We start from the raw sequence: 24,691 nt of genomic DNA, 5'->3' as shown, positions 1-24,691 counted from the left end.
GTCATCAGAACAGATGCGCTGCAATGGCATTGATCTGGATCATACCCGTAAAGTAACGGTTGGCCGGCAACTTACCTGATGCCTGACCGTCATGCATCTTGAGCACACCCTTCACTCTCGTGAAGATAGACGCTGTATGATCGCTGCTTTTCCGGCTCAGGCTGGCGGAAATGACGTAGCTCATGACCCCATTGTCATACCCGCCACCGGGTGCCGCATGAAGACGCACCCGCATCCGGTACTGCCCCAGCCGGTAGGCCTGCTGCCCGATGGACACGTCCTTCTGCTCCTGCTTGAGCCGGATATTCGGGCCAAGCTGCGTTTTGAGCGTGTCGGTCGTCACGGCGCTGGCACTGCCTGCCACCATGGGCGTAGGAGAAAGCTGCGCCTGAACCTCATAAACACGATCCAGCCCCTCGGCCTGCGCCAATGTCGTGCTGGCCAGCACACCCACAGCCAGCGACATCATGCCACCCAGCAGGCCGGAAACTCCACAACGTCCCATCATCATCCTGAACTCCCCCAGCATATCACTTCATGATCCGTAACAGACATGAAGCCATAGCGACCAGACTCATTTCCTTATCGTAATATATAAGGCACGCTCGTATATTACCATACCCAGACCCACAGGAAGGTGACATCACCCCACATCAGGCCGATTATCCAGCATGATCTGCATGAATGTCAGGTCCAGCCAGCGGCCAAACTTGCATCCAACCTGACGGCACTGCCCTACAATCTCAAAACCCAGTCTCTCATGCAGGTGAATAGACGCATGATTGCCTGATTCAATACCGGCGATCATAACGTGATATCCACGTTTCCGCGCTTCTTCCAGAAGCACCATCATCAGCTTGCGTCCAATACCAGCACGCTGCCTGTCCTTATGGACATAGACAGAATGTTCCACTGTATGGCGATAGCCGTCCCATGCACGCCATGGCCCGAATGTGGCATAGCCAGAAACCTGCCCATTTTCATCTACCGCAACGAGAACAGGCAGGTCTGCCTCCTCACGCGCCTTCAGCCACTCTGCCCGATTGGCACAATCCACGACACGCTCGTTCCATATGGCGGTCGTCTCACTGACAGCGTGATTATAAATATCAGTAATAGCGACAATATCCCTATCCTGCGCCAGCCGAATATCCATAACCAATCCTTCCTTATATGACATAACTGACCTGCCAGACTTCATCCTGCCAGACCAGCCCCATACACTCCCCACCAGAAACACCACATCACCACTAAGGTGATCCTATTTCAGCGGGAAATTTTTGATTTCCGCTGAAAAAGTTGTTCCTCTATTACGGAAAATTAATTATCTGTATCACAGACTGCTTCCCCCACCATCCGCCATGGAGAACAGAATCATGTCGTCCTCCTATCATTTCATTTTCCAACTAACCGTTACGGCATCGCTGCTTCTCGGCTTTGCAACCGCAGGGCGTCTCAGCGCCATTCGCTGGCGGCGGCCTTTCCGCATGCAATGAGGCGCACCTTCTCCACGCCTCTAACCCACGGAACAATCAGGGGTATTTATATCCTGTATAAATAATACATGTTTGACGCTCTCAACCTGCCTCACATAAAGTTTCCTTCATGGTAAAGGTCTTTTTTCCGCATTCCTGTCTCGGTTTCTTGAGACAGGCCATGCAGAAAAAGGAGACATGCAGGAGAAAGCGTCATGCTGGGAATGGGAACGGAACCTGTATTCTTCTGGGGTGGCCTGATGATGGGCGCCATCTGGGCGGTTCTGCTGTGGCTCCAGTTACCCGGCCAGACTCCACGCCCTGAACGGCTGAGCCGTCAAGTCGGGATAGCTGGCCTGTTCCTGTCCGGTGGGCTGGCATGGATGTTATGGGCCCCTGTTTTCGGACCCGTTGGAGCCTTCTTCTGTTTGGGAGGCTGGGGCATGGCCCTGCTGTGCTTCATGCCTGTCATATGGGCTGTCCTGTCTTCCTCCCAAACCCCTCACACCTCCTGATGGATACATCATCAGACCGGGGCAGACGTGCCGCACCACCACCACCGCCCCGGCTCCGAGGGCGCCTCTTTGCTGGAAGCGTGGTGGCGCTGCTCTGCCTTGCCGGGGCTTGTCTGATAGATAGAACATTCGGCGTAGCCCGCACCTATGGCGCAACGGGCACATCCCTGTTGACCCTCGGTGCCTGCCTGCTCGCCATGACAGGACTGACAGCCTGCATTGGTCTAGGGCGCTGGCAGAAAATCCATCAACTGGCAGCCCGATACCGCAATATTCACGGCTGGGTCGGCATCACGACGGGTAGCCTGCTTGCCATGGGCTTTCTGGCGGGTACTTTCACTCTGTTCGCCGCCCCTCTCCAGCAATGGAGTACACCCCCCCTGCCGCCGCAGGATGCCCGCTTCAGTGCCATTTCCCTCACAGAGATTCCTGCTCTCATAGGTCAATTGCCGGCCACCGCCAGCACGCATTACAGGTTGACCCTCACCTCCCCTTCCACGGCACGCATCAGCATCCCGACTGAGCCGGAAATTCCGCTGGGTGTGCCCTCGCCCTCCATCATCATCAGCCAGCCTGCACCGCACACACTGCATTTCTATCGGCTGACACCATCACCGGTACCCAACTTCATTGGTGGGCTACATCGCCGTCTGGGACTTCCCCTGCCTGAACGATGGGTCATGCCCTTTGTCGGTACATTATGCCTCTTTTATGGGCTGGCCCTGCTGTCGGGCGTTATCCTGCTGCTCCCCGGCATATGGCGCAGCCTCATGACCGTGCGGTTGCAAGGCCATGCCCGCCGCCTCTGGCTCGACCTACACAGCCTGCTGGGCCTCTGCACCTTACCCTTTCAGCTTGTCATCGCCCTGACAACAGCGCTTTTCGCTTTCTTCCCGCTGTTATCCGTCTTTTTCGGCGCACCGGCCAGCATGAAGCCAGCCGCTGGCATGATGGCTATGGAACAGTACCCTACGGCCCTTCTGTCTCCAGCCGCTGCCCTGTTGCAACTGCGGAATCTCTCCCCCTCTTTTCATCCTCTTACGCTTGAATATGTTTCAGGCCCTCATGGTGGAGACAATCTGGCAGAACGCATCTCCCTACAGGCCCCGCTCTATAATGCAAACGGGTCGTGTAGCCTGCCAATGTCGGAACAACCTTACCTTCTGGCTGTAGGGACAGACCCGTTTAATGCACTCATTGGCCGTGACCGAGGCTCCGTCCTGATGGACCCGCAGACAGGAACCATACTGGACAGCCAGAATCTGCCCGGCCAGCAAAGTCCCGCACGCCATTTCCTGACATGGTGCCTTGCCCTGCATTTTGGCAGTTTCGGCGGAGAGTTCGTTCACTGGCTCTATGCGGCATTGGGTTTATGTGGGGTCGGTTTCTTCCATACAGCCAACAAACTCTGGCTCAATACCCACCGTCTCAAGATAACGGGACAGGCCAGACCAGCCGACACACCAGCTACTCTGTGGCTTGGCCGCCTGAGTGAAGGAAGCCTGCTTGGCTGCCTGCTGGGCCTATGCAGCATCATCGCCCTGAGCCCCCTGATGAGCCATCTGCATTCTGTCAACAAGGACATGATGAACGGAACCGGCATGCCATCATCTTCCATGCCCGCCATGACACAGAGCTGCCAGCAGGTCAGGCTGACCTATTATGGCTGCCTTGCCTTCAGCATGGTGGCGTACTGCCTACTCTCCCGCCGCCTCTGCCGAAGCATGATGACGGGCCTTTCGGCGGCTGCCCTGTCTACCGCCGTCATCGTAGTGACGCTACGACACAGCGCCACTCAAGATACCTCATCTCTCATACTGACAGCAGTTTTTAGCATCGCCGCTCTCTGCCTCTGGAGAGGCGCCTTCCGCAACGCCTGCACCAGAGCCTAGACCTTAATACCCCGCCAGAAAATGATACACTGGCGGGGTGGGTGGATACTTATGTCTCTGTCTTCACAACCTTGGTGCTGTCCTGTTCTTCCTTGTCATCATCTGATGGCATACCTGTCCAGCAACGGATCATCTTTTCCGTCAGGTAAAGCAGGGTTGGCCCGATGAAGACACCGGCGAAACCAAGAGTGGACAGCCCGCCAAACGCACCAACCATGATAACAATGACTGAAATCCGCACATAACGACGGATGATGAGGGGCTGAAGGAAATTATCCCCCGCCGCTACAACAAGCGCAAAGACCAGCATGATGATGGCGTGAAAAAGGGAACTGGTGAAATACAGCCACACCGTGCTGACCAACAGCACCCATGCCCCACCAAACTGAAGAACGCATGAAATGAACATCACGGCGGCCACAACGCTGCCCATTGGCATACCTGCCAACATCAGGCCAACCCAGCCGAACAGAGATTCCAGAATTGCCGTCAGGGTAACACCCAGAGCAACACCCCGTGTCGTGATTTCTGCCTGTTTCAACAGGGAGCTGCCCATCTCCCCGCCCAGCATAGTGGCAATTCTTTTCAACAGGCTACTGATGCTTTCCGCCTGTGTCAGAATCAGCACCATGGCGATCAGCGTTAGAGCAAACTCCAGCAAAAGCGACCCAAGACTGCCCGCCGAGGACAAAAATACATGCAGGAGACTCTCAGGAGACGGGACGACATGCTTCAAAAGAGCAGGCAGGCTGTTCTCACGCAAATGATCCCAGAACGGTATGACCTCCCCTCCCACATAAGGGAGACGCCCAACCCATGCTGGAGCCGCAGGCAACTGCCATGAAGGCAGGGCCGTCACGAAGTGGGAGACATCATCAACATGTCTGGCAAAGATGATGATAATTAACGCCGCAGGCATGAAGAAGATGACCACTGCTGCCAGCACAGTGAAGAACACGGCGGCGGAGCGGCTCCCAAACAGCACATCCTGCAATTTCAACACCAACGGCCAGAGCGTGACGGATATGGTGGCGCCCCACAGGATAGGCGGCAGAAAAGGATGAATGATCCATATGGCTGCTGCCAGAAGCAGCGCCACAGCAAAAGCTGTCAGCAAGGGGCGGACCGGGCTGGCAGACGCCCGACCTGCCGCCTCTGCCGAAGTGAAGAAAGACTTCAGATGCGTTAACATAAACCTGCCCTGAAACAGACTGGCCCCTGCCTGTCCGAAGATACAGGAAAAGGCTGATTAGATATGATGACTGAACGGGGAGCCTTCCACAAACAGCCTATGAAGTAAAACCAAAATAAGAGCCTCCCTCATCACGCATCAGGAGACGCATCTTTTTCATCAGGAAAACGTGACCAGACGTTTAAAAAGCTGCTAGAATCTTGCCAAGGCAGTGCTCATAAGTTACCGCCTATGTCTAGGTAATCACCCCTTCTGAAAGGACCGCTTTCATGTCTCAGAAAGAAAATGTTATCGCTCGCAATATGTCCCGTGAAGACCTGATCTTCGCTCTGGTGCAGGATGTTGTCCGCATCGAAGGTCCGAACACAAAGATCGACCGCGCTTACCTGCTGAAGCTCGTTGCCGAAATCGCACGTTCCGTAGACGGCAAGTAAGAGCAGGCTCCGGTTTCTTTTAAACTGGAACTTTTAGAAAAGGCCGGGGCAGATCATCTGCTCCGGCCTTTTCTGTATTCTTATCCTGTTACTGCATCCTTCATGATGCGTCAGAATCACTGCTTGTATCAGCAGACATTTCAGGCACGATGAGGTAGATCCCCTCATTGCTGAAGCGCTGAAGAATGGCCCCCATGACGGCCGTCCGCACCGCATCACTATTCGTACCACGGGCGATATACAGCGACAGTGTGGCATCCACAGTATCACCCGCCTTATCTCCCAGCATACTCTGAGGAGCAGGGTCTTTCAGCACGTCAGGCTGATCTGCCACCGCCAGCATGAGAAGCGCCTGAACCTTATCCAAATTCACAGTTGTCGGCACAGAGACAACCAGATTGATCTTCAGCGGATTATGCCCGGCGCTGTAATTCTGCACATTGGCTGTGATGAACAGAGAGTTGGGAACGATCAACATCGTACCATCACGCAAGCGGATATCCGTTGCCCGCACATTCACACGCTGGATCACCCCCGTATTGCCGCTAATGGTAATCTTATCCCCTGCCTGTGCAGGGCGTTCCGCCAGCAGGATCAGACCAGAAATGAAATCCTTCACAATGGATTGCAGGCCAAAACCAACACCGACCGACAGAGCACTGACAACCCATGTCAGGTTCTGGACAGAAATGCCGATCATCGCCAGCAGCTTCAACCCGGCAACGATCCACAACGTATAGGTCATGATACTGATGATGGAGGTCTGCGCTCCATTATCCAGCGATGTGACGGGGAACAGCCGGGTCTGCAACCACTGCTGCAGGAACCGAATGACGTAATAGACCCCAACAAGAAGCAGAGCAGAATCCAGCACCGCTCTGGGCGAGAAGGTCACGCCAAAGAAGATCCCGCCACTGAAGATATGCTGCAACTGCTGCCATGTCCCAATGAAGGAAACCCCGTTCCTGCCCTGAAGCATAGCCACAAACATCATGACCAGACAGATACCAACAAGAGCCGTACTGATGACCTCCAGCTGGGCAAGACGGCGGGCACTCAACTCCAGCTCGTTCCAGAGGCGCCCCAGACGGCTCTGTGCAGAAAAGAAGAACTGAGAAAAATCCCGCCATGCCTGCATGAGCAGCATGACCACGCCGAATGAGTACAGAAGTGTCAGCACCCAGTCATTCAGCAAGAAGGCGAAGGAAATATAGCCGCTCAGCACGGCACCGCCCGTTACCCCCAGCAATAGGGCAGACGCACCATGAAGCGGTAGGTGCTGGATCAGCAATGCCCCCAAATCCTGCCCACTACTACCACTCCCCATATCACTGAGAAGTGGCGTGCCTGCCGCCTGATGCCGCCTATTGGCACGGCATGTCAAATACAGGAAAATGGACGAGGCCAGAGCGAACACACCTTCCAGCACAGCATCCAGCCCGGGGCCGATATCACGGCTCACCTCTGCCGTCCTCAATGCCCCATAGAACAGGATCGCTCCACCCAGCGTCAGACTGCATGAAAGACAGGTTGTTCCAAGAAACCAGCGCCGTAGCGAAACGCCCGCCCCGACAATAAAGCCGCATACTGGCAATGCCTGCGTCAGATACAGCCCCTGCATGACAGGGACGCCCTCCCCACCAAAAGCGATCATCTGCCATCCCTGCCAGAACAGTTCAGCCAGAAGACCACAAAGGACACCCGCCAGAACACTACCCAGTGCCCTTTGAGTCCGAATCACCGCGCCCCAGCTCGCTTGCGCCCGTACTGAATCAAGCGCAAAAACCGCCAGACGCCGCATCAGATAGCTGAACAGGAAGACGAGACAGCCCACGCCCAGAACGCCAATCAGAACATTCAGCTCTGCACGCCCCATATCCCGGAAAGTCGCATAACCGTCTGTCAGAGCATTCTGCCAGAAACCAACACTCAGAGGGGACTTCACACGCCGAACAAGCGCCCCCTGCTGCACCTTACGCCGCAAATCATCCAGCTGATTCTCCAGCTGACGTGTCTGAAGATCACAGACACGCATCCGTACCAGCAGAGCGGCAATGCCAAGGGAGGTCTTGCGGGCAATGACACGCTGACGCGTGATGGAGGCATCTTCTCCATCCTCAGCCTTGTTGCCCAGAACCTGCAAAAGGGAATTGATAGAGCTCTCGTAAGACTGAATCTGTGCCAGCCCATCCGTCACATGCTGACGAACCGTGCGAACCTGCTGGTTATACCCATCCAGAACCCGACCAGCAGGCAGAACCTTGGTGCTCCCCAGCGCTGCCCCGACACTCCGTAATGTATTCTGATCCTGCCCAAGCTGAGCTTTCAGCGTGGTGGCCACATTACCCCAGCCAAAATCACCCTCTGGCTGCCCGATCACCAGAGACGGCGAGGTAACCTGCCCACTACCGGCAGCAGCCACCGGGGCCTTAGCCTCCGAAGACGCAGAGGTGGCTGCCTGCACCGGACCGGCCAGCATGGCTACCAGCCCCAGGCCGGCCCCCATGCCACCCATGATCTGACGAACGGAATAACGCTTCATAAAGCCTGCCTGATTCTGATGGCTGAGAACTACCTACGGAGTCATAAAGACATAGGAATATGGTAAGCTTATGCCTATTTTCAAGGTTGCTCACCCCGCTTTCCTACGCTTGCTGGGTTAGCCCTTTGGAGGGCCCCTCACACCATGGTCATGCCCATCTTCAGCGTGGCGGCGACATTGGCGGCTGTCCGGCGGACATTCTCCCGTGCCTGCGCCAGTACGTCTGAAAGTGCCTCTGGCCGGGGGACCGTGTCAAAAAACGCATCAATACCCACCTGATGCATCTGGTCCACCCCGTCACCCGTAGAGCCCACTATGGCAATGACCGGTTTCCCCTGAGCCTTGGCAATCTGAGCCACGCCCATCGGGGCCTTGCCCTGCGCACTCTGCCCGTCCATCCGACCTTCCCCCGTAATGACAAGGTCCACATCCGCAAAACACTCTGCCAGCCTGAGCTGGTCTGAGACAATCTCCACGCCCGGCCGCAGTCTCGCCCCTGTGAAAGCCAATAGCCCCGCCCCCAGCCCACCGGCCGCACCAGCGCCGGGAACAGTGGCAATATCCTTCCCACACTGCTCCGACAGAATATGCGCATAATGGGTCAGAGCCTCATCAAGACGAACCACATCTTCCTGACTGGCCCCCTTCTGAGGGCCAAAGACATAGGAAGCACCCTGTGGCCCTGTCAGCGGGCTGGTCACATCGCAGGCACCTTCCAGTGTAAGACTGGAAAGACGTTCATCCATGCCTGAAAGATCAATCCGTTCCAGCCGTGCCAGAGCCGCACCACCGGGAGGCAGCTCCTGCCCAGCCCTATCCAGAAAACGAGCCCCCAGAGCCTGCGCAAACCCGGCCCCGCCGTCATTAGTGGCACTTCCTCCCAGCCCCAGAATGACATGACGACAGCCTCTTTCCAGAGCCGCCAGCACGAGCTGGCCGACCCCGTACGTTGTCGTCCGCAACGGGTCTCTTTCCTCCACATTCAGGAGAGGAAGCCCCGCAGCAGCAGCCATCTCGATGATGGCCGTCCTTCCATCCCCATTAATACCGAAAAATGCCTGAACTGGTGTTCCCAGCGGCCCCGTGACAGAACAATGCGCCAGCTCACCGCCCGTACCCTGCACGAGCGCCTCGACCGTGCCTTCCCCGCCATCCGCCATAGGCAGACAGAGATAATCAGCATGAGGAAATACACGGGAAAAACCCGCCTTTATTTCCGCTGCGACCTCCAACGGGGCCAGACTTTCCTTGAAGGAATCACATACAATCGCAATTTTCATGCCACCCTCCCGCCTCTATTCACCACATGATGGGCCGGAGAGGACAGAACCGTCTAGTCCTCCTCGCCGTAGAACTCCTCACCCAGCACAATGGCCGGACGCCCTTTAGAGCGGCGGAAATTATTCGTATCCCGCAGGGAGTAAGCGCAGCCGCAATATTCCTGCTTGTAGAACCTCTCCCGCTTGCTGATCTCGATCATACGGGCAGAGCCACCACCCTTGCGCCAGTTGAAATCCCAATAGGCAAGCCCTTCATAAGGGGCTACGGCACGGGCACCACAATCATTGATCTGGGCCATATTCTTCCACCGGGAAATACCCAGAGAACTCGTCATAACCGGGAAGCCATGTTCATGAGCATACAGGGCCGTGCGCTCAAAACGCATGTCAAAGCACATCGTGCACCGTATGCCCCGCTCCGGCTCCCATTCCATACCCTTGGCCCGTTCGAACCAGTTATCCTTGTCGTAATCTGCATCCACGAACGGAATGTTGTTTGCCTCTGCAAAACGGACATTTTCTTCCTTACGCAGAAGATATTCCCGTTCCGGGTGAATGTTCGGGTTGTAGAAGAAGATGGTGTAGTCGATGCCTGATTCCGTCATCGCCTCCATCACCTCACCGGAGCAAGGGGCACAGCAGGAATGAAGCAGCACCTTCTTCTCTCCCCCCGGTGGCTCCAGAAAAGGACGACCTGATGGTGTCAGAGGAGTGGCTTGGCGACGTTTCTTCCGGGCGGCATAACCCCGCTCCCGACCATGTTGCGGCTCAGGCTGCCCGCACCGTGCATCCTCACAGGCTGGATCATGAACGGCCCCCTGCGGGCCTGTCCCCTCGTGGTTCATGAGGCTTTCCTCTGTCCAATCATCAAAGCAGGTCCGGCCAGTAGGCCAGACAGTCCGTCCGCCATACAGAGGCAGCACGACCCTGTCGAGCAACTACTCAAGTAGCAGCGTATCATTCACCGTATAATACAATCTTCATACTGCCTTTGCGACATATCTCAGCCAGAGCCAGCCACTCACAGCAGCAATGAAAGACCCAACAAAAATACCGATCTTGCTGGAGACCAGAAGGCCAAAGGCAGAGAAAGCAAGCGATGCCATAAAAAGGCTGACCGTAAATCCCAGCCCACAAAGCAGGCATAAACCAAACAGCATCTGCCATGATGTGCCCGTGGGTAGTGCCGCCACATGCAGCTTTGTAGCAAGCCATGTCGCACTGAAAATCCCACTCGTTTTACCGAGCACCAGCCCCACAGCAACGGCAAGTATCAAACGCATGTTCAGAGATGACACTGGGACATCCAATAGCGGGATGCCCACTGTCACAAAGCCAAATAAAGGCAATACCAGCCATGTAACCCATGATGAAACGCTCTGTTCTACCTGCTCCAAGGGGGACACGCCGTTCTGCCGGGCTGTAGGCAAACAAAGACCAGCTACAACTCCCGCCAATGTCGGGTGAAGCCCCCCTTGCAGAAAACAGAGCCACAGCAGGCATCCTGCTACTCCGTAGAGCCACAGGCATCTCACCTTCTGCCATCCTGCACAGGCCATCAGGACCATCAGCGCAGCGCCCCCTATCAAAGGCAGAAGATGCAGGGTTCCACCATAGAAAAAAGCAATGATGAGAATCCCCAACACATCATCAAAAATAGCCAGTGCCATCAGCCAGACACGGCCCCCTTCAGAAACATGCCGTCCCAGAGCGAGCAAAATAGGCAGGGTAAAAGCAGCATCTGTCGCAACGGGAATCGCCCATCCCGGCTTTAATGCTGCATCAGGAGCAGCAATCAGCGCATAAAGACCTGCTGGCACCACCACACCCCCCAGGGCAGAGATGCAGGGCAACAGACACTGCCGAATGCTGGAAAGATGCCCTGTGACGAGTTCCTTCTTCAGCTCCAGCGTGATGACGAGAAAGAACAGCGTCATCGGACCAATGGTCACAAGCTCGGCTATGCTCGGCAGATACATAGACCGCAAAGGCTGATGCAGACATGCATAGAAGGAACGAAATGGCGAATTCGCCACAATCAGCCCCAAAATCGCCATGACAAGAAGCAGACACGGTCCACCCGTCTCTGGTACGAACACCCAGTGCTTGCGCCTTGCCATCATCTACCGCTTTTTCCTCTACCGTTATGATCCACCCCTCATACAGGGCTTTCCATAGCCATAAAGGAAAAAGAGTACCCTAATAATGCGAGAACAACGCACCATCAAAGCGATAGACCAGCTTGAAGTAATAAGCGTTGGTCTCTGGCACATAGCGCCCATCTACCGAATGGGCATAGCGGGTCGTGATGTCCAGCACGGGATTGATCTTCCACATTAACCCCACACCCAGCGTCACCTCACGGCTGCTGCTGTCTGCTACGGAGCGGCCCAGCGTGTTATCACGCCATCCTGCATTGTTCTGCCAGTCCATCGAGAAAAATGGTTCCCACATGCGGCTGGCCTTCCAGCTGAAACGCAGATTGCTGTGAAAGGCCGTGCCCGGATGGTAGGAATGCTCCCCTTTATTATGCATGGTCGATGCCACCACAGCCCCAAGGTCACCGCCAAAGCTGAAGTGCTTCCACTCATAATCAAACATGATACTGGAGAGGTTGGACCAATATTGCGGGTTCAACGCCCTGCGGGTAGCGCTCGGTGTCTGCATGAAGGTTTGAATACCGAACGTGCTGTGATCGTTAGGTTTAAACCACACGGCAGGCCCCGTAATGGTCGGCCCCAGCCCACCATAATTCGTCCCATTCGCCAGACGGTAGCTCTCCGACTGGATGACCTCATAGGCAAAACCAACATGAGGGAGTGAATCAAATGTCCAAAAATGAACGTACTTGCTGAGCCCTGACCATGTATGGCTACCTTTCTCCGGCCTGCGCGATCCCTGCCCGTCATAATAATTCCCTGCCGCATTACCAGCCCCATACTGAACAAACACATTGAAGGGCTTATAATCCACCGGCAGGTCATATTCGTGCGGTCCGATCACCGCAAAGGTGATGTCCGAAGCCCGTACAGGGGAGGTTGCCAGCAGGCAGACCAGCAATCCCAGAACAGAAACGCCCCGTACTCTCAATCTCCTCAGGCACAGCATGCAGTGCACCTTCCCCACAGAGCCAGACGTGATGCAGACCCCGCCGTCAGAGGTTCTGCGTCACATGACGTCACTGCCCATATAGAGCAGCCACTTAATGACGGCTCTTTCCTCTATAGGGGGAGATGTTTCTAATTAACAGATCACATTAATGACAAATATAAGTGTACTCTATGAGTACTTCTTCCATAGTCATTAATATCCTGCCATCAGGCATCAATAATCTGTTTACTGCTTCGCCCCTGCATCACGGCGTGCCCAAAAACAATAAACCACGCCCGTCACCAGAAGACTGACAACCCATGAAATATCCACACCATGCAGAGCAGGAACAAGCGGGCCTGTATAAGGACCAGTCTTCATGAAGGGCAGTTCCACCAGAACACCGATGACATAAATCAGCACAACCGGGGCGTTAAAGCGCCCATACGGCCCGCCATCCGCCTCAAAAAAGGCCATGACATCATAATTACCGTGACGGAGCAGGTAATAGTCGCACAGATTGATCGCCGTCCATGGTACGAGCACAGCCATGAGAATATCCAAAAAGGACGTGTAGGCTTTCAGAAAATCCCCGACCATGCCAAGGCTCATCACAAGGGCCGCCCCCAGCAGCAGAACGGTCATGAAAAGCCTGCCGCCTAGGCCGGCACGCCATGCGGGGCGGAATGTCTGCACTAACGTCAGGCTGCACAAGGCACCACAATAGACACTCATGGCATTAGCCAGCGGAATGGCCAGAGCCAGCACGAGCAATACAATATTCCCTATATGGCCGCCTGTATGGGACAGGGCGCCTGCCAGTGGCAGCGTGGGGTAACTAAGCGACAAGAGACTACCCAGCACCATAGGCAGCACTGCCCCGATGACCGTCCCCCCATAGGTTGCCCAGAAAGCCTGACGACCTGCACCGGCCTCATCCGGCAGATAGCGGGATGAATCCGACACATAGGGCGCATAAGCGATCTGCCAGAGTGCCGAAACGGAGAGAGCTCCGAAAAAACCAGCTACCGTACCGTGCATATCTGACAGCAACGTGCGGGAGAAACCGCCCAGACCGCAGCCAATGGCATAGATGACAGCCACGATAGACACCCAGCTCGCCACACGGGAACAGACATGAATGGCCCTGTAGCCCATCATGCAAGGGAGGAGCGTCAAGATGGCAATCAGCCACACACCCCGACTTCCCTCAAAGAATGGCAGGACATGAGCCAACGCTTCCCCACCCACCACACAGTTTGATGCCGCAAACCCGATATACATGAGCACAACCAGAATGATGATCGGCACCGAACCGTAAATACCGAACTGGCCCCGGCTCTGCACCATCTGCGGCACACCCAGCCGAGGACCCTGTGCGGCATGAAGGGCCATGAACACGGCACCAATGACATTCCCCAGAATCACGGCCAGAACAGACCAGAACAGCGACAGCCCAAATACAGCGGGCCCCAAAGCCCCCGTAACAACCGTCAGCAAGGTCATATTGGCGCTGAACCAGACCGAAAACAGGTCTGCCACACGCCCGTGGCGATGCGTGTGAGGAATGGGATGAATGGTGTGGGTTTCCATAGGGGTGCTCATGCCCCGCTTTTCCCACACTCCCCAGAATGTGAAAAGAGGTTACTTTATCGCAACCTTTTTGAACAAAATCTGACCACACCGAAAATGCCTTCGTAAGAGGCAAATATGCTTTGAAATTTTCATTAAATTTCTTTAACAGCTAGGTATCTTAACATAATTGCTCGAAAGCAATTCGTACCTAGAGAGTTCTTTTTAAGGATAATGGGGAAACCATGCCAGTCCGTTCTTTTCACCCCATACCAGAAAAAGCGCCCCTGTTCTCCTCACTATTATCCCGTCATTTTTCCCATATTTCCGCTATAGTTGCAAAATGGCCAGCAGCGGCTTTCTTGCTGGTCTTTTTCTGCCTGTTCGCACCCGCCGCACAGGCACAGGTACTTGATGAAATCGTTGGGAATGAGCCCCTACACAGGGTGGATACCCCTCTCCCCGCCCATGGGGGCTATACAACCTCCGTTCCCCCATTCGACAGGCCAGAAGCGCTATTCCCCCATGGGTTCGGTATGACCGACTGGCTGCGCAAACGGGGCATTGCCTTCCTCCTCGACAACACAAATGAATTTGCAGGGGCCATCACCTCCCCCACGAAGTCCTACCCGAACTCCCAGCACTTCGCCCCTTACAAACAGGGCGCCAGTAATGCGGGTCAGTATGCGGCCTCCGTTAACATCAACTGGGAACAGCTGGCGGGGCTGCGTGGCTTCTCCACGCACACCATTGTCGTGGGCCGTTATGGTACGACAGCCAACCGCATGTTCGGCGACTGGCTGAACCATGCCTCGGAAGATTATGGCGGGGGCGGTAACGTGGCTGTCCACCTTGTCATGGCTTATGGTGAGGAGACCCTGTATGGCGGGCGTCTCTCCATCGCTGCCGGTCGCATGGCCGAAATGTCTGACTTCCAGAACAGCCCGCTTTTCTGCAACTTCCAGAATGGCAGCATCTGCGGCCGTCCCAAAGCGGCGACAGACAGCAGTTTCGTCAGTGGTTATCCCGCTGCCGTATGGGGGGGACGTATCCGTGTCCGTCCAATCCGTTTCCTCTATGTGCAGACCGGCCTTTATGCCGGGGAAAACGGCATCTACAAAAACGAGCAGCACCGTACTGGCTTCAAATTCAATGGCGGGAACATCAACGGCTTCCGCCTGCCGTTTGAAACCGGCTGGGAACCAATCTTCGGCAGAGGCCATCAGGGACACTATAAAATCGGTGGCGTCATGATGACCGCCCCAAGCCCGGATAACTATCTTGATGAAGCAGGACGCCCCTACGCGCTGACAAATGGCAGACCCCGCACGCACCACGATGGCTATGGCGCATGGTTCATGGCAGACCAGCACATTCTCAGCCATTACCACAGCAGCAAACGGGGCATCACCCTGCTCAGCGGGTTTCTCTATAACGACAAGCGCATCGCCCTGCGAGAATGGCAGACCTATGCGGCCCTCATCGACCGCGGCATTTTCCGCTCCCGGCCCTTCGATACATTCGGTGTTGCCTTCACATACGAGAAGATTGCTCCCGGCGTGCAGGCCACCGAAAGCCTGATGCTGGACACCCAGCAGTTCCGCCGCCTGCCCGACCATGCGACAGGCGTGCAGCGACACGCTGCCGTGCTGGAAGTTAACTATGCCATCCACGTCTATCGAGGTGTCATCTTCCAACCGTTGATGGAATATTACTTCCGTCCCAATGGTCAGGGCAATCTGCGTGATGCTGCACTGCTTGGCTTCAAGAGCCATATTGAAATCTTCTAAGATATACCATCCTCATAAAGGTGATGGCCCTGTCTCTTTGGCGTAAATACAGGGCCGTCAACTCCTCTTTTACAGAAGAATTATCTTTTTCAGCATATCAGCTCCCCGGTCATAACAATTGCGTGTTTAATATTTCTGGGTTGTTATGGTGAGTATGATGTCCTGCCTATGTGGTGGGTCATCAGCCCATCTAGTGAGAAGGATATTCCCAATGCGCTTCACCGCACTGCACAAAGGTCTGGCCCTTTCCGTTTTCGGTCTGAGTGCCCTCGCTGTTCCGGCTCTGGCTGATGACACGGCTGCAACCGACCAGAATGGCGCACCGCTCACCAAGCACGAGAAGTACGAGACAAAGAAGGAACACCGTGCGTTCCATCATCTGTCCGAAAATGGTCAGAAGGCCATGGCAAACATTCTGGATGCCCAGCAGTTCCTCGCTAATGGTCAGAACAACAAGGCCGTCAACGCTCTGCGCTCTGCCAGCTCTCATCTGGATGCTGCTGCCAAGGCCCGCGAACAGTTCACCGCTGCCGAGGCTGACCTCCACCCCGCTCCCCAGCATCCTGTCTCCAGCGCTCACACGGCACAGAACGGCCCGACAGACTGGATTCCGGTTGGTGGTGAAGTCATCGCTACGGATGTGCTGGAGCCCAGCAAGAAAAGCGCCGTGGCAACAGCCAATGCTCAGCTGAAGGCAGGCCAGACCGAGCAGGCAGCCCAGACACTGAAGATTGTTGGTGAAGACATCGACTTCGTCATCGCTCTGGCACCACTGGCTCAGCTTCAGGGTTTCGTGAACCGTGCCATGACCTTTGCTCAGGACAACCAGACGGATGCCGCCAACCAGGCTCTGACAGATGGCCTGAACACGCTCGTTTTCGTATCCGAGAATGTCGTGACAGAAGCCACCAACAGCTCCGCTGCCAAGAAGCACTAAGCTCCGGCACCTTTCTTCCCTCTTGGGAAGAAAGGTGAACAGAAAACCGGCACGGAATACCCTCCGTGCCGGTTTTTTTGTGCCTGAAGGCCCCACTTCCTCAAGTAATCACCACAATTCAGCTTGCAGATACTATGTGGATAATCACTTCTGGAACAACGTGAAGCTGGCTGTTTTCTGCGCTCTCATGCCTGTGGAAAAGTTTGTGGGTAATGAAGATGGTCTCTTGACAGCGATTCCCGCAAGCCATGCCGGGGAGTCGCCATCAAACCGGATGAGAACTGTTCACACCCTCCCTTTTACTGGCCAGCCCTCCGAATGATGGACTGCCCCTGTGACGCCTGCGCTGTCTGGTCATTATCAGGCAGAATATCGGACCAGCCGCCACCCAGTGCGTTGTAAAGGCGTGCAAGGTCGGTCGCAAACGTGCTGTCACTCGCTGCCAGCTCCAGCTCAGCCTCCTGCAATTTCTCCTGTGCTTCAAGAACAGACAGATAGGTCGCCAGTCCGGCCCGGTACTGACTTGTCGCCAGTGTCAGAGCTCGCTTCTGGTCATCCACAGTCTTGGCCAGCCCTTCATGATGAATCTGTTCATCATGATAAGCCTGCAAGGCATTATCCACCTCATTCCACGCCTGAAGAACCGTCTGACGGTATTCCACAGCCGCTGCACGCTGTGCCGCCTTCTTCAGCCGGAGCTGCCCATAAAGCCGTCCCCCCTGAAAGATCGGCAGGGAAATGCTGGGGCCGACATTCCATGCACGGGCATTCCAGAATCCAAGGTCACGGAAGGACAGGGTCTGGAATCCGAAATCCGCCGTCACAGTCACCTTGGGATAGAAATCCGCCGTAGCCTCTCCCACTTCCGCCACCGTCTCCCGTAAATGCTCCTCAGCCTCCCGAATATCCGGACGGCGATGCGCCAATTCAGATGGCAGACCGGCGGGAACAAACGGGGGTACGGTCGGCACATTGGCCGTGCGCCCCAGTTCTTCATTCATGCTCTGCGGCGGCATCCCCAGAAGCAGCGCAATGGCATTCTTCTCCCGGGCCACGGTTTCATCAAGATTGGCCTGCTGGGCCTCAATCCCATGCAGGCGGGCCTTCATGCTGTCCACATCCAGCTCTGTCACCAGACCACTCTTATAGCGGCTCTGCGCCAGAGACAGCAGATTCTGCACGGTAGCATGACTGTCTGCCAAAATGCGCTGGCGCTTCTGGTCACCACGCAGCTGGAGATAATCACGGGCCATATCAGCCTGACGGGCAATGAGAATGCTGCGCCGTTCCTCCTCGCTCATTTTCATCAGATATTTGGCGGCCTGATACTGATACGCCACACGCCCCCAAAGATCGATCTCATAGGTCGCATCGATCTTATCCTGCCACTGGTTCAGCAGCGGCACCTGCGCCTGCTGGGAACTCTGGATGAAATTGGCTTCCCGCTCCGGCAGGTCCGGGAAACCCTTGCCCACCCGCTTGAAGATTTCCTGCAACTGCTTGGAGCTATGCTGCGACCGCACATAAGTGCCATAGGCCGAGAGGCTGGGGAACCGTTCAGCCCCGGCAATAATCATCTGGGCACGGCTCTGTGCCAGATTCTGCGTAGCCAGCAGGAAGGACAAGTTCTGCGTGGCTACACGGTCTTCCAGAGACGTCAGCTCTGGGTCATGGAACGTCTTCCACCACGCATCCGCCATAGGCAGCTCTGTTACGACAGATGCAGGCGAGGCCTTTTCATCCGTCTTATCCTCCGGGGCGGCGTTGGCACCGTGAGGGCCACGCCCCTTCTTCGCCTTCCCGGAAAGCTGGTTGCTGCCATTATGAAGGTCATAATGCGGTGGTGCCCAATCCTTCGGCTGATGATATTTCGGGCCAACCATAAGGCAGCCCCCCAGCCCCAGCATGGCCACCCCACACAGAAGCTGCCGGCTGAAACGGCGTACAGACAGGGCCCCACCCCCATGACGGACAGAACGGAACAAATGAGCGTCTTTCACAGTGAAGCTCCTGCGTGATAATCAACATAAAGCGGGTAAGAAACAGAGCACCCATATGGACCCTGTCGCCCCGGCAGCCTATCATGCCCCCTCTTACGCAGGAGCAACCCCTTTACAGAACGATGACCCAGACCGAACAACCGGCCCAACGCCCTCCCCGCAGCGGCAAAGGGACATCCAGTAAATGCGAGCAGATACTCCAGAGTGCGGGGCAGCTTTTCCTTCAGCAAGGCTATGAACGGACATCCATGTCGCAGATCGCCCGCATGGCTGGTGTCTCCAAAGGCTCGCTCTATAACCATTTCGAAAACAAGGCGGACCTGTTCACAGCCTTCTTTGAAGAACGCAGCCGCACGCGGCTCAACACGCTGAGATCTGTTTCGCAAGCACCGCAGCCAGACCTGCGCACGGCCCTTCAACAGGCAGCCGCTACCATCATCAGATTGATGATCGACCCGGAAGCCATCGGCCTCTATCGCATCGTTGTAGCCGAGGCCAATGAGTTCCCCAATCTGGCAGATACGCTCTGGCATTATGGCGTCTCCCGGACACTGACCGGCCTTGCCGACTGGTTCGCCGAGAAACATGCAGCAGGTCAACTTATCATCAAGGATACTGAACTCGCTGCCGAGCAATTCCTCACGATGAGCCAGACCCGCATCATCCACCGGACCCGCTTGTCTCTGCCAGTCGATACCAGCCCCGCCAGCATAAACGACGTTGCCGACATGGTGGCGGATAGCTTCCTCAGGATGTACGCCCCCTGAGGGAACCCTCTGACGGGCATTCTCTACGCTCAATGCCCGCCTCCCCCATGGCCGCCACCCTTCATCGGGGACATCAGGAAACAGAACGGCACGATACAGAGCGCCATAATCCCCAGCACATTGAAAAGCTGGTTATAGGCCAGCATGGCCACCTGCCGCAGGAACTCCTGATACATATGGGCAATGGCAAAGGCATGAGCACGCAGCGGAGCCAGACCATGCGCCTCCGCCAGCTGCTGGACACGAAAGATATAGTCCCGAAACTCCGGCCTTGAGGCAATGGCATGGGCAGACACATCCGTCTGCTGCACCTGCCGCATTTCCGTCAGGGCTGCTGTGGACAGTGAAATCGCCTGAGACCCAAAGTAGTTCCGCACCATGCTGAACAGGGCTGATGCATCACCATTCAGCTCTCTTGGCAGGGTTGCATAGGCAATGGTGGAGATAGGCACGAACAGGAACGCCAGAGGGGCCGTCTGTCTCATACGACAGAGCACCAGATACCAGAAATCCACACCAGAATAGAGCGTTGCCGCAAAGAAGCAGGACATCGCCATAAAAAAGAAGCCCAACCCGATGAGATAGCGAACCTGCACATATTTCATCAGCATTCCCACAAAGGGAATCAGGACCATCACAGCCATACCCCCCGGCGCCATGAGCTGCCCCGCAATGGTCGCCGTATAACCCTGCACCTGCTGGGCGAACTGCGGCACAATCACAGCAGACGCATAAAGCAGGACCCCCACAGCACCGATCATGAAGGTACCAATGGCGAAATTGCGGTCTTTCAAAACACTCAGCCGCAGAAGGGGATTCTTGGCCTTAAGCAACCAGATGATGGCCCCCAACGTGCAGAGCCCGCCAATAATGGCCATGGTCGTGATGAAGGGTGAACCAAACCAGTCATCATCCTCACCACGATCGGCCATGATCTCAAGGCAGCCAAGCCCCAGCGAGATCAGGCTGATGCCGACAACATCCACCCGTTCCTTCACAGCCTTGATCCACGGCGGGTCCTCCACCAGAGCAATCACAGCCATAACCGTCAAAATACCGAACGGCACATTGACGTAGAAAATCCAGCGCCACGAATAAGTATCCGTCAGCCACCCACCCACAAGCGGCCCCAGAACCGGCCCCACCACAATGGCCAGAGCCGTCAGCCCGAAGGCAGCACCACGCTTTTCCGGTGGGAAAATATCCAGAATGATGGCCTGCTGCACAGGTTGCAGCCCCCCGCCAAAGAAGCCCTGCATGAGGCGGAAGATCACCAGCATCGGCAGCGAGGTGGACAGCCCGCACAGGAAAGATGACAGGGTGAACATCGCCACGCAGATGAGGAAATAGCGTTTCCGCCCAAACCGTTTGGCCAGCCAGCTGGAAATCGTCAGAACGATCCCGTTGGCCACGAGATAGGACGTCAGGGCCCATGTCGCATCATCATAGGAGCTGCCAAGCGACCCGGCGATATGCGGCAGGGCCACGTTGACGATGGTCGTATCCAGCACCTCCATAAAGGCAGCCAGCGTCACGACAACCGCCACAAGCCACGGATTATGACGGGGCTTCCAGTTATGATGATCCTCTGTCGATGCGTCAGCCATGCCCGGCCTCACTCACCCACATGAACGGTTGGCTCGACAGACATGCCCAGCGAAAGGGGCAGCTTGTCATCCAGCCCGCTATCAATCAGAATCTTCACAGGAATACGCTGCACGGTCTTCACGAAGTTCCCCGTGGCATTCTCTGGCGGGAAAGCACTGAAGGATTCACCAGACCCTTTCTGGATAGTATCCACATGACCCTTCAGATGAAGCTGGGGATAGGCATCCACCTCAATCTCGGCTTTCTGGCCCGGGCGCATGTCGGAAAGCTGGGTCTCCTTATAATTGGCTACGATCCAGACCTCCTTGGCCACGATGGAAAACATTTCCTGCCCGGTCTGCACAAAATTGCCCTGCTCCACCGTACGCTGAGAGACCCAGCCATCCCGCGGGGCCCGGATATCCATCCAGTCCACATTCTGGCGGGCCAGTTCCAGCTCGGCCTGTGCTGATTTCAGTGTGGCCTGTGCCTGCGTATAATGCGCATAGGCATTGCCAATATTGGCCTGCACCGGCTCAGCCTGCGTCAACTGACCCTGCGCCTGAAGAACGGACGCCGTGGCTTCATCCAGTGCCGCACGGGCATAGTCGATATTCTGCTGGGTCGTGGCGGCACGTTCCACACGATGCTGACGGACATAATCCGTCTGAGCCCGGAACAGACGAGCCTTGGCCTCGGCCAGTGCCCCACGGGCTGCCATGAGCTGACCGGGATAGTTCTTCTGCGCTACGGCATAGGACAGGTCATAGGAGACCATGTCAGCCTCGGCTTGCGCCACGGCAGCCTCAGCCCGGTGCAACTGGGCCAGATAGTCCCGCCCGTCAATCTGCACCAGAAGATCACCTTTATGGACAAACTGGTTATCATCCACCAGAAGGCGGGCCACATAACCGCTGACATGCGGGGCAATGGCGATCTTACGCCCCGTCACATAGGCGTCATCCGTTTCAACATTGTTACGATTGAAGAAAAGATATAGCCCAACACCCAGCACAACCATGACCAGAATGAGGATCAGGACAAGCTTGCGTGCACCACGGTCCTTGAAGGGCTTTCCTGCCGTATTGCTTCCCGCCCCATCCGATGCTGGCTTCTGCCCATCCTGTGCAATGGAATGAGTGTCAGACTGTGTATCGGACTGCGCCATGGTCACCTCAAAACATGAAATTATCTGGCCTTCACCCCGTCAGGACGGCTACTGCCCGCATGGCTGTGACTGGACCAACAATGATCTGGAAAGAAAAATGACCAGTCGGTCATTTTGTGTATAAACAGGCGATATCCTATTCATATGGAACAATCAAGCTCTTGTTCCAGAATGGCCATGCCCATGAAGAAACAGGGCCGCACTCCCCTGCACGATGGCAGGGTCATAACGGCCCGGTCAGAAAAACCCCTCGTATCAGCCTTCGCTGGAGGCCCGGCGGCGACTCGCTGCCTGGAAGGTATTGTGCAGAAGGCACGCAATGGTCATCGGCCCGACACCACCCGGCACTGGCGTTATGTGCCCTGCCACCTGACTGGCTTCCTCAAACACCACATCCCCGACCAGACGGCTCTTGCCTTCCGGGGTCTGCACACGGGTGATGCCAACATCAATGACCGTAGCACCGGGCTTGATCCAGCTTCCCTTCACCAGTCCGGCCTTGCCCGTGGCCACGACTAGAATATCGGCTGAACGGGCCAGTTCCTCAATATTGCGGGTATGAATATGCGCCACAGTCACGGTGCAATTCGCCTTGAGCAGAAGCTGCGCCATCGGCTTGCCCACCAGATTGGACGCCCCGATGACAACGGCATTCATACCCGTCATGTCCGCATGGACGGACTGCAACAGCTTGAGGCAGCCCAGCGGCGTGCAGGGTACGATGCCATTTTCCATACCCAGCGCCAGACGACCCGTATTGGCCTCGCCCAGCCCATCCACATCCTTATCCGGATGGATGGCATTGGTCACAGTGGCAGCATCAATCTGCGGCGGCAGAGGCAACTGCACCAGAATACCATCCACCTTGGGATTGGCATTCAGCTCCGCAATCAGGGCCAGCAGCTCATCCTGTGACGTGCTCTCCGGCATCATCTGCATGAAGGACTTCATCCCTGCACGATGGGTCTGGATCGCCTTGTTCTTCACATACACTTCCGAGGCGGGGTCATTGCCGACCAGCACCACAGCCAGACCGGGCAGCTCATGCCCCTGCTCGACCAGCTGTTCCACCTGACCACGAATGTCAGCCGTCATCTGGGCTGCCATGGCCTTGCCATCAATCAGTTCTGCCTTACCGCCTGCATGTACGGTGGATGATGCTGTCATGAATGTACTCTCCGCTAAACCCGTTTTCCCGCCTCTCTATGCCCATTGGACAAGACATGACAAGACCTGATCTTTCCGCTAGAGACTGGAACATATGAATGGACAGCCTCCAGACAAGGACGAAGGAACTCACCCCGTGCGTGATGATCTACGCAAGAATTTTGCCAGCGATAACGTGACCCCTGCCTGCCCGGCTGTCATGCAGGCCATCGCTGACGCCAATAACGGCAATGTTCCTTCATATGGTCATGATGACCTCTCCCTGTCCCTGAACCAGCATTTTGGCAATGTCTTCGGCACGGAGGTTGCCGTCTTCCCGGTTGCAACGGGCACGGCAGCTAACTCTCTGGCCCTCTCCGCCATGGTGCCGCCCTATGGGAGCGTACTGTGCGACCAGAGCGCCCATATCAATAATGAAGAAGGCGGGGCACCGGAGTTCTTTACACAGGGAGCCAAGCTGGTCGGCATTCCTTCTCCGGAAGGACGAATGGACCCGGCAAGCCTGCCACCCACCCTTCAGCAGAACCGCTGCAAAGGTGTCCTCGCACCTCCCTTCACAGCACTCTCCATCACGCAGGCTACGGAATGGGGCACGACCTATCCCTGCGAGACAGTGGCTGAACTCTCCGCCATTGCTCATGAACATGGGCTGACCGTCCATATGGATGGCTCTCGCCTTGGCAACGCCATTGCGCATCTGGAATGCAGCGCTGCTGACACCACATGGAAGGCGGGCATTGACGTACTCAGCTTTGGCGGTACGAAAGCCGGGGCCATGGCCGCAGAAGCCATCATCTTCTTCCTCAATGACCGGACCCGCCCGATGGTGGACACCATGACACGCCGCATCAAGCGGGGTGGGCACCTCTGGTCCAAGCAGCGCTTCATGACAGCACAGCTTCTTGCCCTGCTGAAAGATGATCTCTGGCTGGAAAATTGCCGCCACGCTAACGCCATGTGCCAGCGTCTACGACATGGGTTGTACAAACATCCTGCTGTCAATCTGCCCTTCGCTACGGAAAGCAACGAGATTTTTGCTGTTCTGCCAGAAGCACAGCTGGAGCAGCTCCGCAGCGAAGGCTATCAATTCTACACCTATCCCACGCCTCAGGGTGTACCCGGCAGACTGGCCCGGTTTGTCACCAGCTTCTACACACGCCCTGAAGATGTGGATGCCCTTTTGGAGAGCCTCAGCAGCTGACAGGTTGTAACGTGGCAACCTAGATGACCCCACATAAAAAACCCCTGCCTCTCCAGCAACAGAGAGGCAGGGGTTTCTTTTA

General features: G+C 56.0%; 20 protein-coding genes. 7 read left to right on the top strand and 13 right to left on the bottom strand.

The features are described 5' to 3' along the window. Positions 1-4: 4 nt before the first annotated feature. Positions 5-511: a hypothetical protein gene (locus NQF86_RS00195; protein WP_266115616.1), complete on the bottom strand. Its 507-nt coding sequence runs from the start codon at positions 509-511 to the stop codon at positions 5-7. A gap of 132 nt (positions 512-643) precedes the next feature. Next, positions 644-1,180: a GNAT family N-acetyltransferase gene (locus NQF86_RS00190; protein WP_323670738.1), complete on the bottom strand. Its 537-nt coding sequence runs from the start codon at positions 1,178-1,180 to the stop codon at positions 644-646. Positions 1,181-1,690: 510 nt separating this feature from the next. Here NQF86_RS00190 and NQF86_RS00185 point away from each other — a divergent pair. Both NQF86_RS00185 and NQF86_RS00180 read left to right on the top strand, forming a co-directional pair. Beyond that, positions 1,691-1,990, top strand: a complete 300-nt coding sequence (locus tag NQF86_RS00185; RefSeq protein ID WP_266115615.1) for a hypothetical protein — start codon at positions 1,691-1,693, stop codon at positions 1,988-1,990. After that, positions 1,990-3,882 carry a PepSY-associated TM helix domain-containing protein gene (locus NQF86_RS00180; protein ID WP_266115614.1) on the top strand — a complete coding sequence of 631 codons (1,893 nt, stop codon included), beginning with the start codon at positions 1,990-1,992 and terminating at the stop codon, positions 3,880-3,882. The genes NQF86_RS00185 and NQF86_RS00180 overlap by 1 nt, the downstream gene beginning before the upstream one ends. A gap of 49 nt (positions 3,883-3,931) precedes the next feature. Here NQF86_RS00180 and NQF86_RS00175 read toward each other — a convergent pair whose 3' ends face one another. After that, entirely contained in the window at positions 3,932-5,074 is a 1,143-nt protein-coding gene (locus NQF86_RS00175; RefSeq protein WP_266115613.1) for an AI-2E family transporter, read from the bottom strand. A 269-nt stretch (positions 5,075-5,343) separates the two neighbouring features. On the opposite strand from NQF86_RS00175, the gene NQF86_RS00170 reads away from it, so the two are divergent. Beyond that, positions 5,344-5,508, top strand: coding sequence for a hypothetical protein (locus tag NQF86_RS00170; protein ID WP_266115612.1), 165 nt, complete (start codon positions 5,344-5,346; stop codon positions 5,506-5,508). 100 nt (positions 5,509-5,608) lie between these two features. Here the strand turns inward: NQF86_RS00170 and NQF86_RS00165 are convergent, their stop codons facing one another. The 6 genes from NQF86_RS00165 to NQF86_RS00140 all read right to left on the bottom strand — a co-directional run bounded on the left by NQF86_RS00165 (position 5,609) and on the right by NQF86_RS00140 (position 14,025). Beyond that, positions 5,609-8,050, bottom strand: a complete 2,442-nt coding sequence (locus NQF86_RS00165; protein ID WP_266115611.1) for a DUF3772 domain-containing protein — start codon at positions 8,048-8,050, stop codon at positions 5,609-5,611. 137 nt (positions 8,051-8,187) lie between these two features. After that, positions 8,188-9,330: a glycerate kinase gene (locus tag NQF86_RS00160; RefSeq protein ID WP_266115610.1), complete on the bottom strand. Its 1,143-nt coding sequence runs from the start codon at positions 9,328-9,330 to the stop codon at positions 8,188-8,190. Between the two features lie 53 nt (positions 9,331-9,383). Beyond that, complete coding sequence (locus NQF86_RS00155; protein WP_266115609.1) at positions 9,384-10,253, bottom strand: epoxyqueuosine reductase QueH; 870 nt, start codon at positions 10,251-10,253, stop codon at positions 9,384-9,386. A gap of 57 nt (positions 10,254-10,310) precedes the next feature. Further along, positions 10,311-11,453: a Na+/H+ antiporter NhaA gene (gene nhaA / locus NQF86_RS00150; RefSeq protein ID WP_266115608.1), complete on the bottom strand. Its 1,143-nt coding sequence runs from the start codon at positions 11,451-11,453 to the stop codon at positions 10,311-10,313. Between the two features lie 76 nt (positions 11,454-11,529). Then, positions 11,530-12,438 (bottom strand): transporter, encoded by a 909-nt coding sequence (locus tag NQF86_RS00145; RefSeq protein ID WP_266115607.1) that lies wholly within the window; start codon positions 12,436-12,438, stop codon positions 11,530-11,532. A gap of 228 nt (positions 12,439-12,666) precedes the next feature. Next, entirely contained in the window at positions 12,667-14,025 is a 1,359-nt protein-coding gene (locus NQF86_RS00140) for a purine-cytosine permease family protein (RefSeq protein ID WP_266115606.1), read from the bottom strand. Positions 14,026-14,237: 212 nt separating this feature from the next. On the opposite strand from NQF86_RS00140, the gene NQF86_RS00135 reads away from it, so the two are divergent. Both NQF86_RS00135 and NQF86_RS00130 read left to right on the top strand, forming a co-directional pair. Further along, positions 14,238-15,782 (top strand): carbohydrate porin, encoded by a 1,545-nt coding sequence (locus tag NQF86_RS00135; RefSeq protein WP_266115605.1) that lies wholly within the window; start codon positions 14,238-14,240, stop codon positions 15,780-15,782. A 211-nt stretch (positions 15,783-15,993) separates the two neighbouring features. Further along, positions 15,994-16,719, top strand: a complete 726-nt coding sequence (locus NQF86_RS00130; RefSeq protein WP_266115604.1) for a YfdX family protein — start codon at positions 15,994-15,996, stop codon at positions 16,717-16,719. Positions 16,720-17,018: 299 nt separating this feature from the next. On the opposite strand, the gene NQF86_RS00125 is transcribed toward NQF86_RS00130, so the two are convergent. Next, the gene (locus NQF86_RS00125; RefSeq protein WP_407652857.1) at positions 17,019-18,671 is read right to left on the bottom strand and encodes an efflux transporter outer membrane subunit; all 1,653 of its coding nucleotides are present in this window, start codon (positions 18,669-18,671) and stop codon (positions 17,019-17,021) included. Between the two features lie 131 nt (positions 18,672-18,802). On the opposite strand from NQF86_RS00125, the gene NQF86_RS00120 reads away from it, so the two are divergent. Continuing rightward, positions 18,803-19,486, top strand: coding sequence for a TetR/AcrR family transcriptional regulator C-terminal domain-containing protein (locus tag NQF86_RS00120; protein ID WP_266115602.1), 684 nt, complete (start codon positions 18,803-18,805; stop codon positions 19,484-19,486). A gap of 29 nt (positions 19,487-19,515) precedes the next feature. Here the strand turns inward: NQF86_RS00120 and NQF86_RS00115 are convergent, their stop codons facing one another. From NQF86_RS00115 to folD, 3 genes are all read right to left on the bottom strand, one after another. Continuing rightward, positions 19,516-21,093 (bottom strand): DHA2 family efflux MFS transporter permease subunit, encoded by a 1,578-nt coding sequence (locus NQF86_RS00115; RefSeq protein ID WP_266115601.1) that lies wholly within the window; start codon positions 21,091-21,093, stop codon positions 19,516-19,518. 8 nt (positions 21,094-21,101) lie between these two features. Continuing rightward, positions 21,102-22,205 carry an HlyD family secretion protein gene (locus tag NQF86_RS00110; RefSeq protein ID WP_407652856.1) on the bottom strand — a complete coding sequence of 368 codons (1,104 nt, stop codon included), beginning with the start codon at positions 22,203-22,205 and terminating at the stop codon, positions 21,102-21,104. Positions 22,206-22,496: 291 nt separating this feature from the next. After that, entirely contained in the window at positions 22,497-23,408 is a 912-nt protein-coding gene (gene folD / locus NQF86_RS00105; RefSeq protein ID WP_266115599.1) for a bifunctional methylenetetrahydrofolate dehydrogenase/methenyltetrahydrofolate cyclohydrolase FolD, read from the bottom strand. Between the two features lie 94 nt (positions 23,409-23,502). On the opposite strand from folD, the gene NQF86_RS00100 reads away from it, so the two are divergent. Next, complete coding sequence (locus tag NQF86_RS00100; RefSeq protein WP_266115598.1) at positions 23,503-24,609, top strand: threonine aldolase family protein; 1,107 nt, start codon at positions 23,503-23,505, stop codon at positions 24,607-24,609. Positions 24,610-24,691: the final 82 nt, after the last annotated feature.

It is taken from the genome of Bombella pluederhausensis (assembly GCF_026385525.1).
GTDB lineage: Bacteria > Pseudomonadota > Alphaproteobacteria > Acetobacterales > Acetobacteraceae > Bombella > Bombella pluederhausensis.
This window is presented reverse-complemented; position numbering and strand designations above follow the sequence as displayed.

Coding starts and splice junctions, on each gene's coding strand:
- NQF86_RS00195 (WP_266115616.1), bottom strand. CDS start 511: ATGATGATGGGACGTTGTGGAGTTTCCGGCCTGCTGGGTGGCATGATG.
- NQF86_RS00190 (WP_323670738.1), bottom strand. CDS start 1,180: ATGTCATATAAGGAAGGATTGGTTATGGATATTCGGCTGGCGCAGGAT.
- NQF86_RS00185 (WP_266115615.1), top strand. CDS start 1,691: ATGCTGGGAATGGGAACGGAACCTGTATTCTTCTGGGGTGGCCTGATG.
- NQF86_RS00180 (WP_266115614.1), top strand. CDS start 1,990: ATGGATACATCATCAGACCGGGGCAGACGTGCCGCACCACCACCACCG.
- NQF86_RS00175 (WP_266115613.1), bottom strand. CDS start 5,074: ATGTTAACGCATCTGAAGTCTTTCTTCACTTCGGCAGAGGCGGCAGGT.
- NQF86_RS00170 (WP_266115612.1), top strand. CDS start 5,344: ATGTCTCAGAAAGAAAATGTTATCGCTCGCAATATGTCCCGTGAAGAC.
- NQF86_RS00165 (WP_266115611.1), bottom strand. CDS start 8,050: ATGAAGCGTTATTCCGTTCGTCAGATCATGGGTGGCATGGGGGCCGGC.
- NQF86_RS00160 (WP_266115610.1), bottom strand. CDS start 9,330: ATGAAAATTGCGATTGTATGTGATTCCTTCAAGGAAAGTCTGGCCCCG.
- nhaA (WP_266115608.1), bottom strand. CDS start 11,453: ATGATGGCAAGGCGCAAGCACTGGGTGTTCGTACCAGAGACGGGTGGA.
- NQF86_RS00145 (WP_266115607.1), bottom strand. CDS start 12,438: ATGCTGTGCCTGAGGAGATTGAGAGTACGGGGCGTTTCTGTTCTGGGA.
- NQF86_RS00140 (WP_266115606.1), bottom strand. CDS start 14,025: ATGAGCACCCCTATGGAAACCCACACCATTCATCCCATTCCTCACACG.
- NQF86_RS00135 (WP_266115605.1), top strand. CDS start 14,238: ATGCCAGTCCGTTCTTTTCACCCCATACCAGAAAAAGCGCCCCTGTTC.
- NQF86_RS00130 (WP_266115604.1), top strand. CDS start 15,994: ATGCGCTTCACCGCACTGCACAAAGGTCTGGCCCTTTCCGTTTTCGGT.
- NQF86_RS00120 (WP_266115602.1), top strand. CDS start 18,803: ATGCCCCCTCTTACGCAGGAGCAACCCCTTTACAGAACGATGACCCAG.
- NQF86_RS00115 (WP_266115601.1), bottom strand. CDS start 21,093: ATGGCTGACGCATCGACAGAGGATCATCATAACTGGAAGCCCCGTCAT.
- folD (WP_266115599.1), bottom strand. CDS start 23,408: ATGACAGCATCATCCACCGTACATGCAGGCGGTAAGGCAGAACTGATT.
- NQF86_RS00100 (WP_266115598.1), top strand. CDS start 23,503: ATGAATGGACAGCCTCCAGACAAGGACGAAGGAACTCACCCCGTGCGT.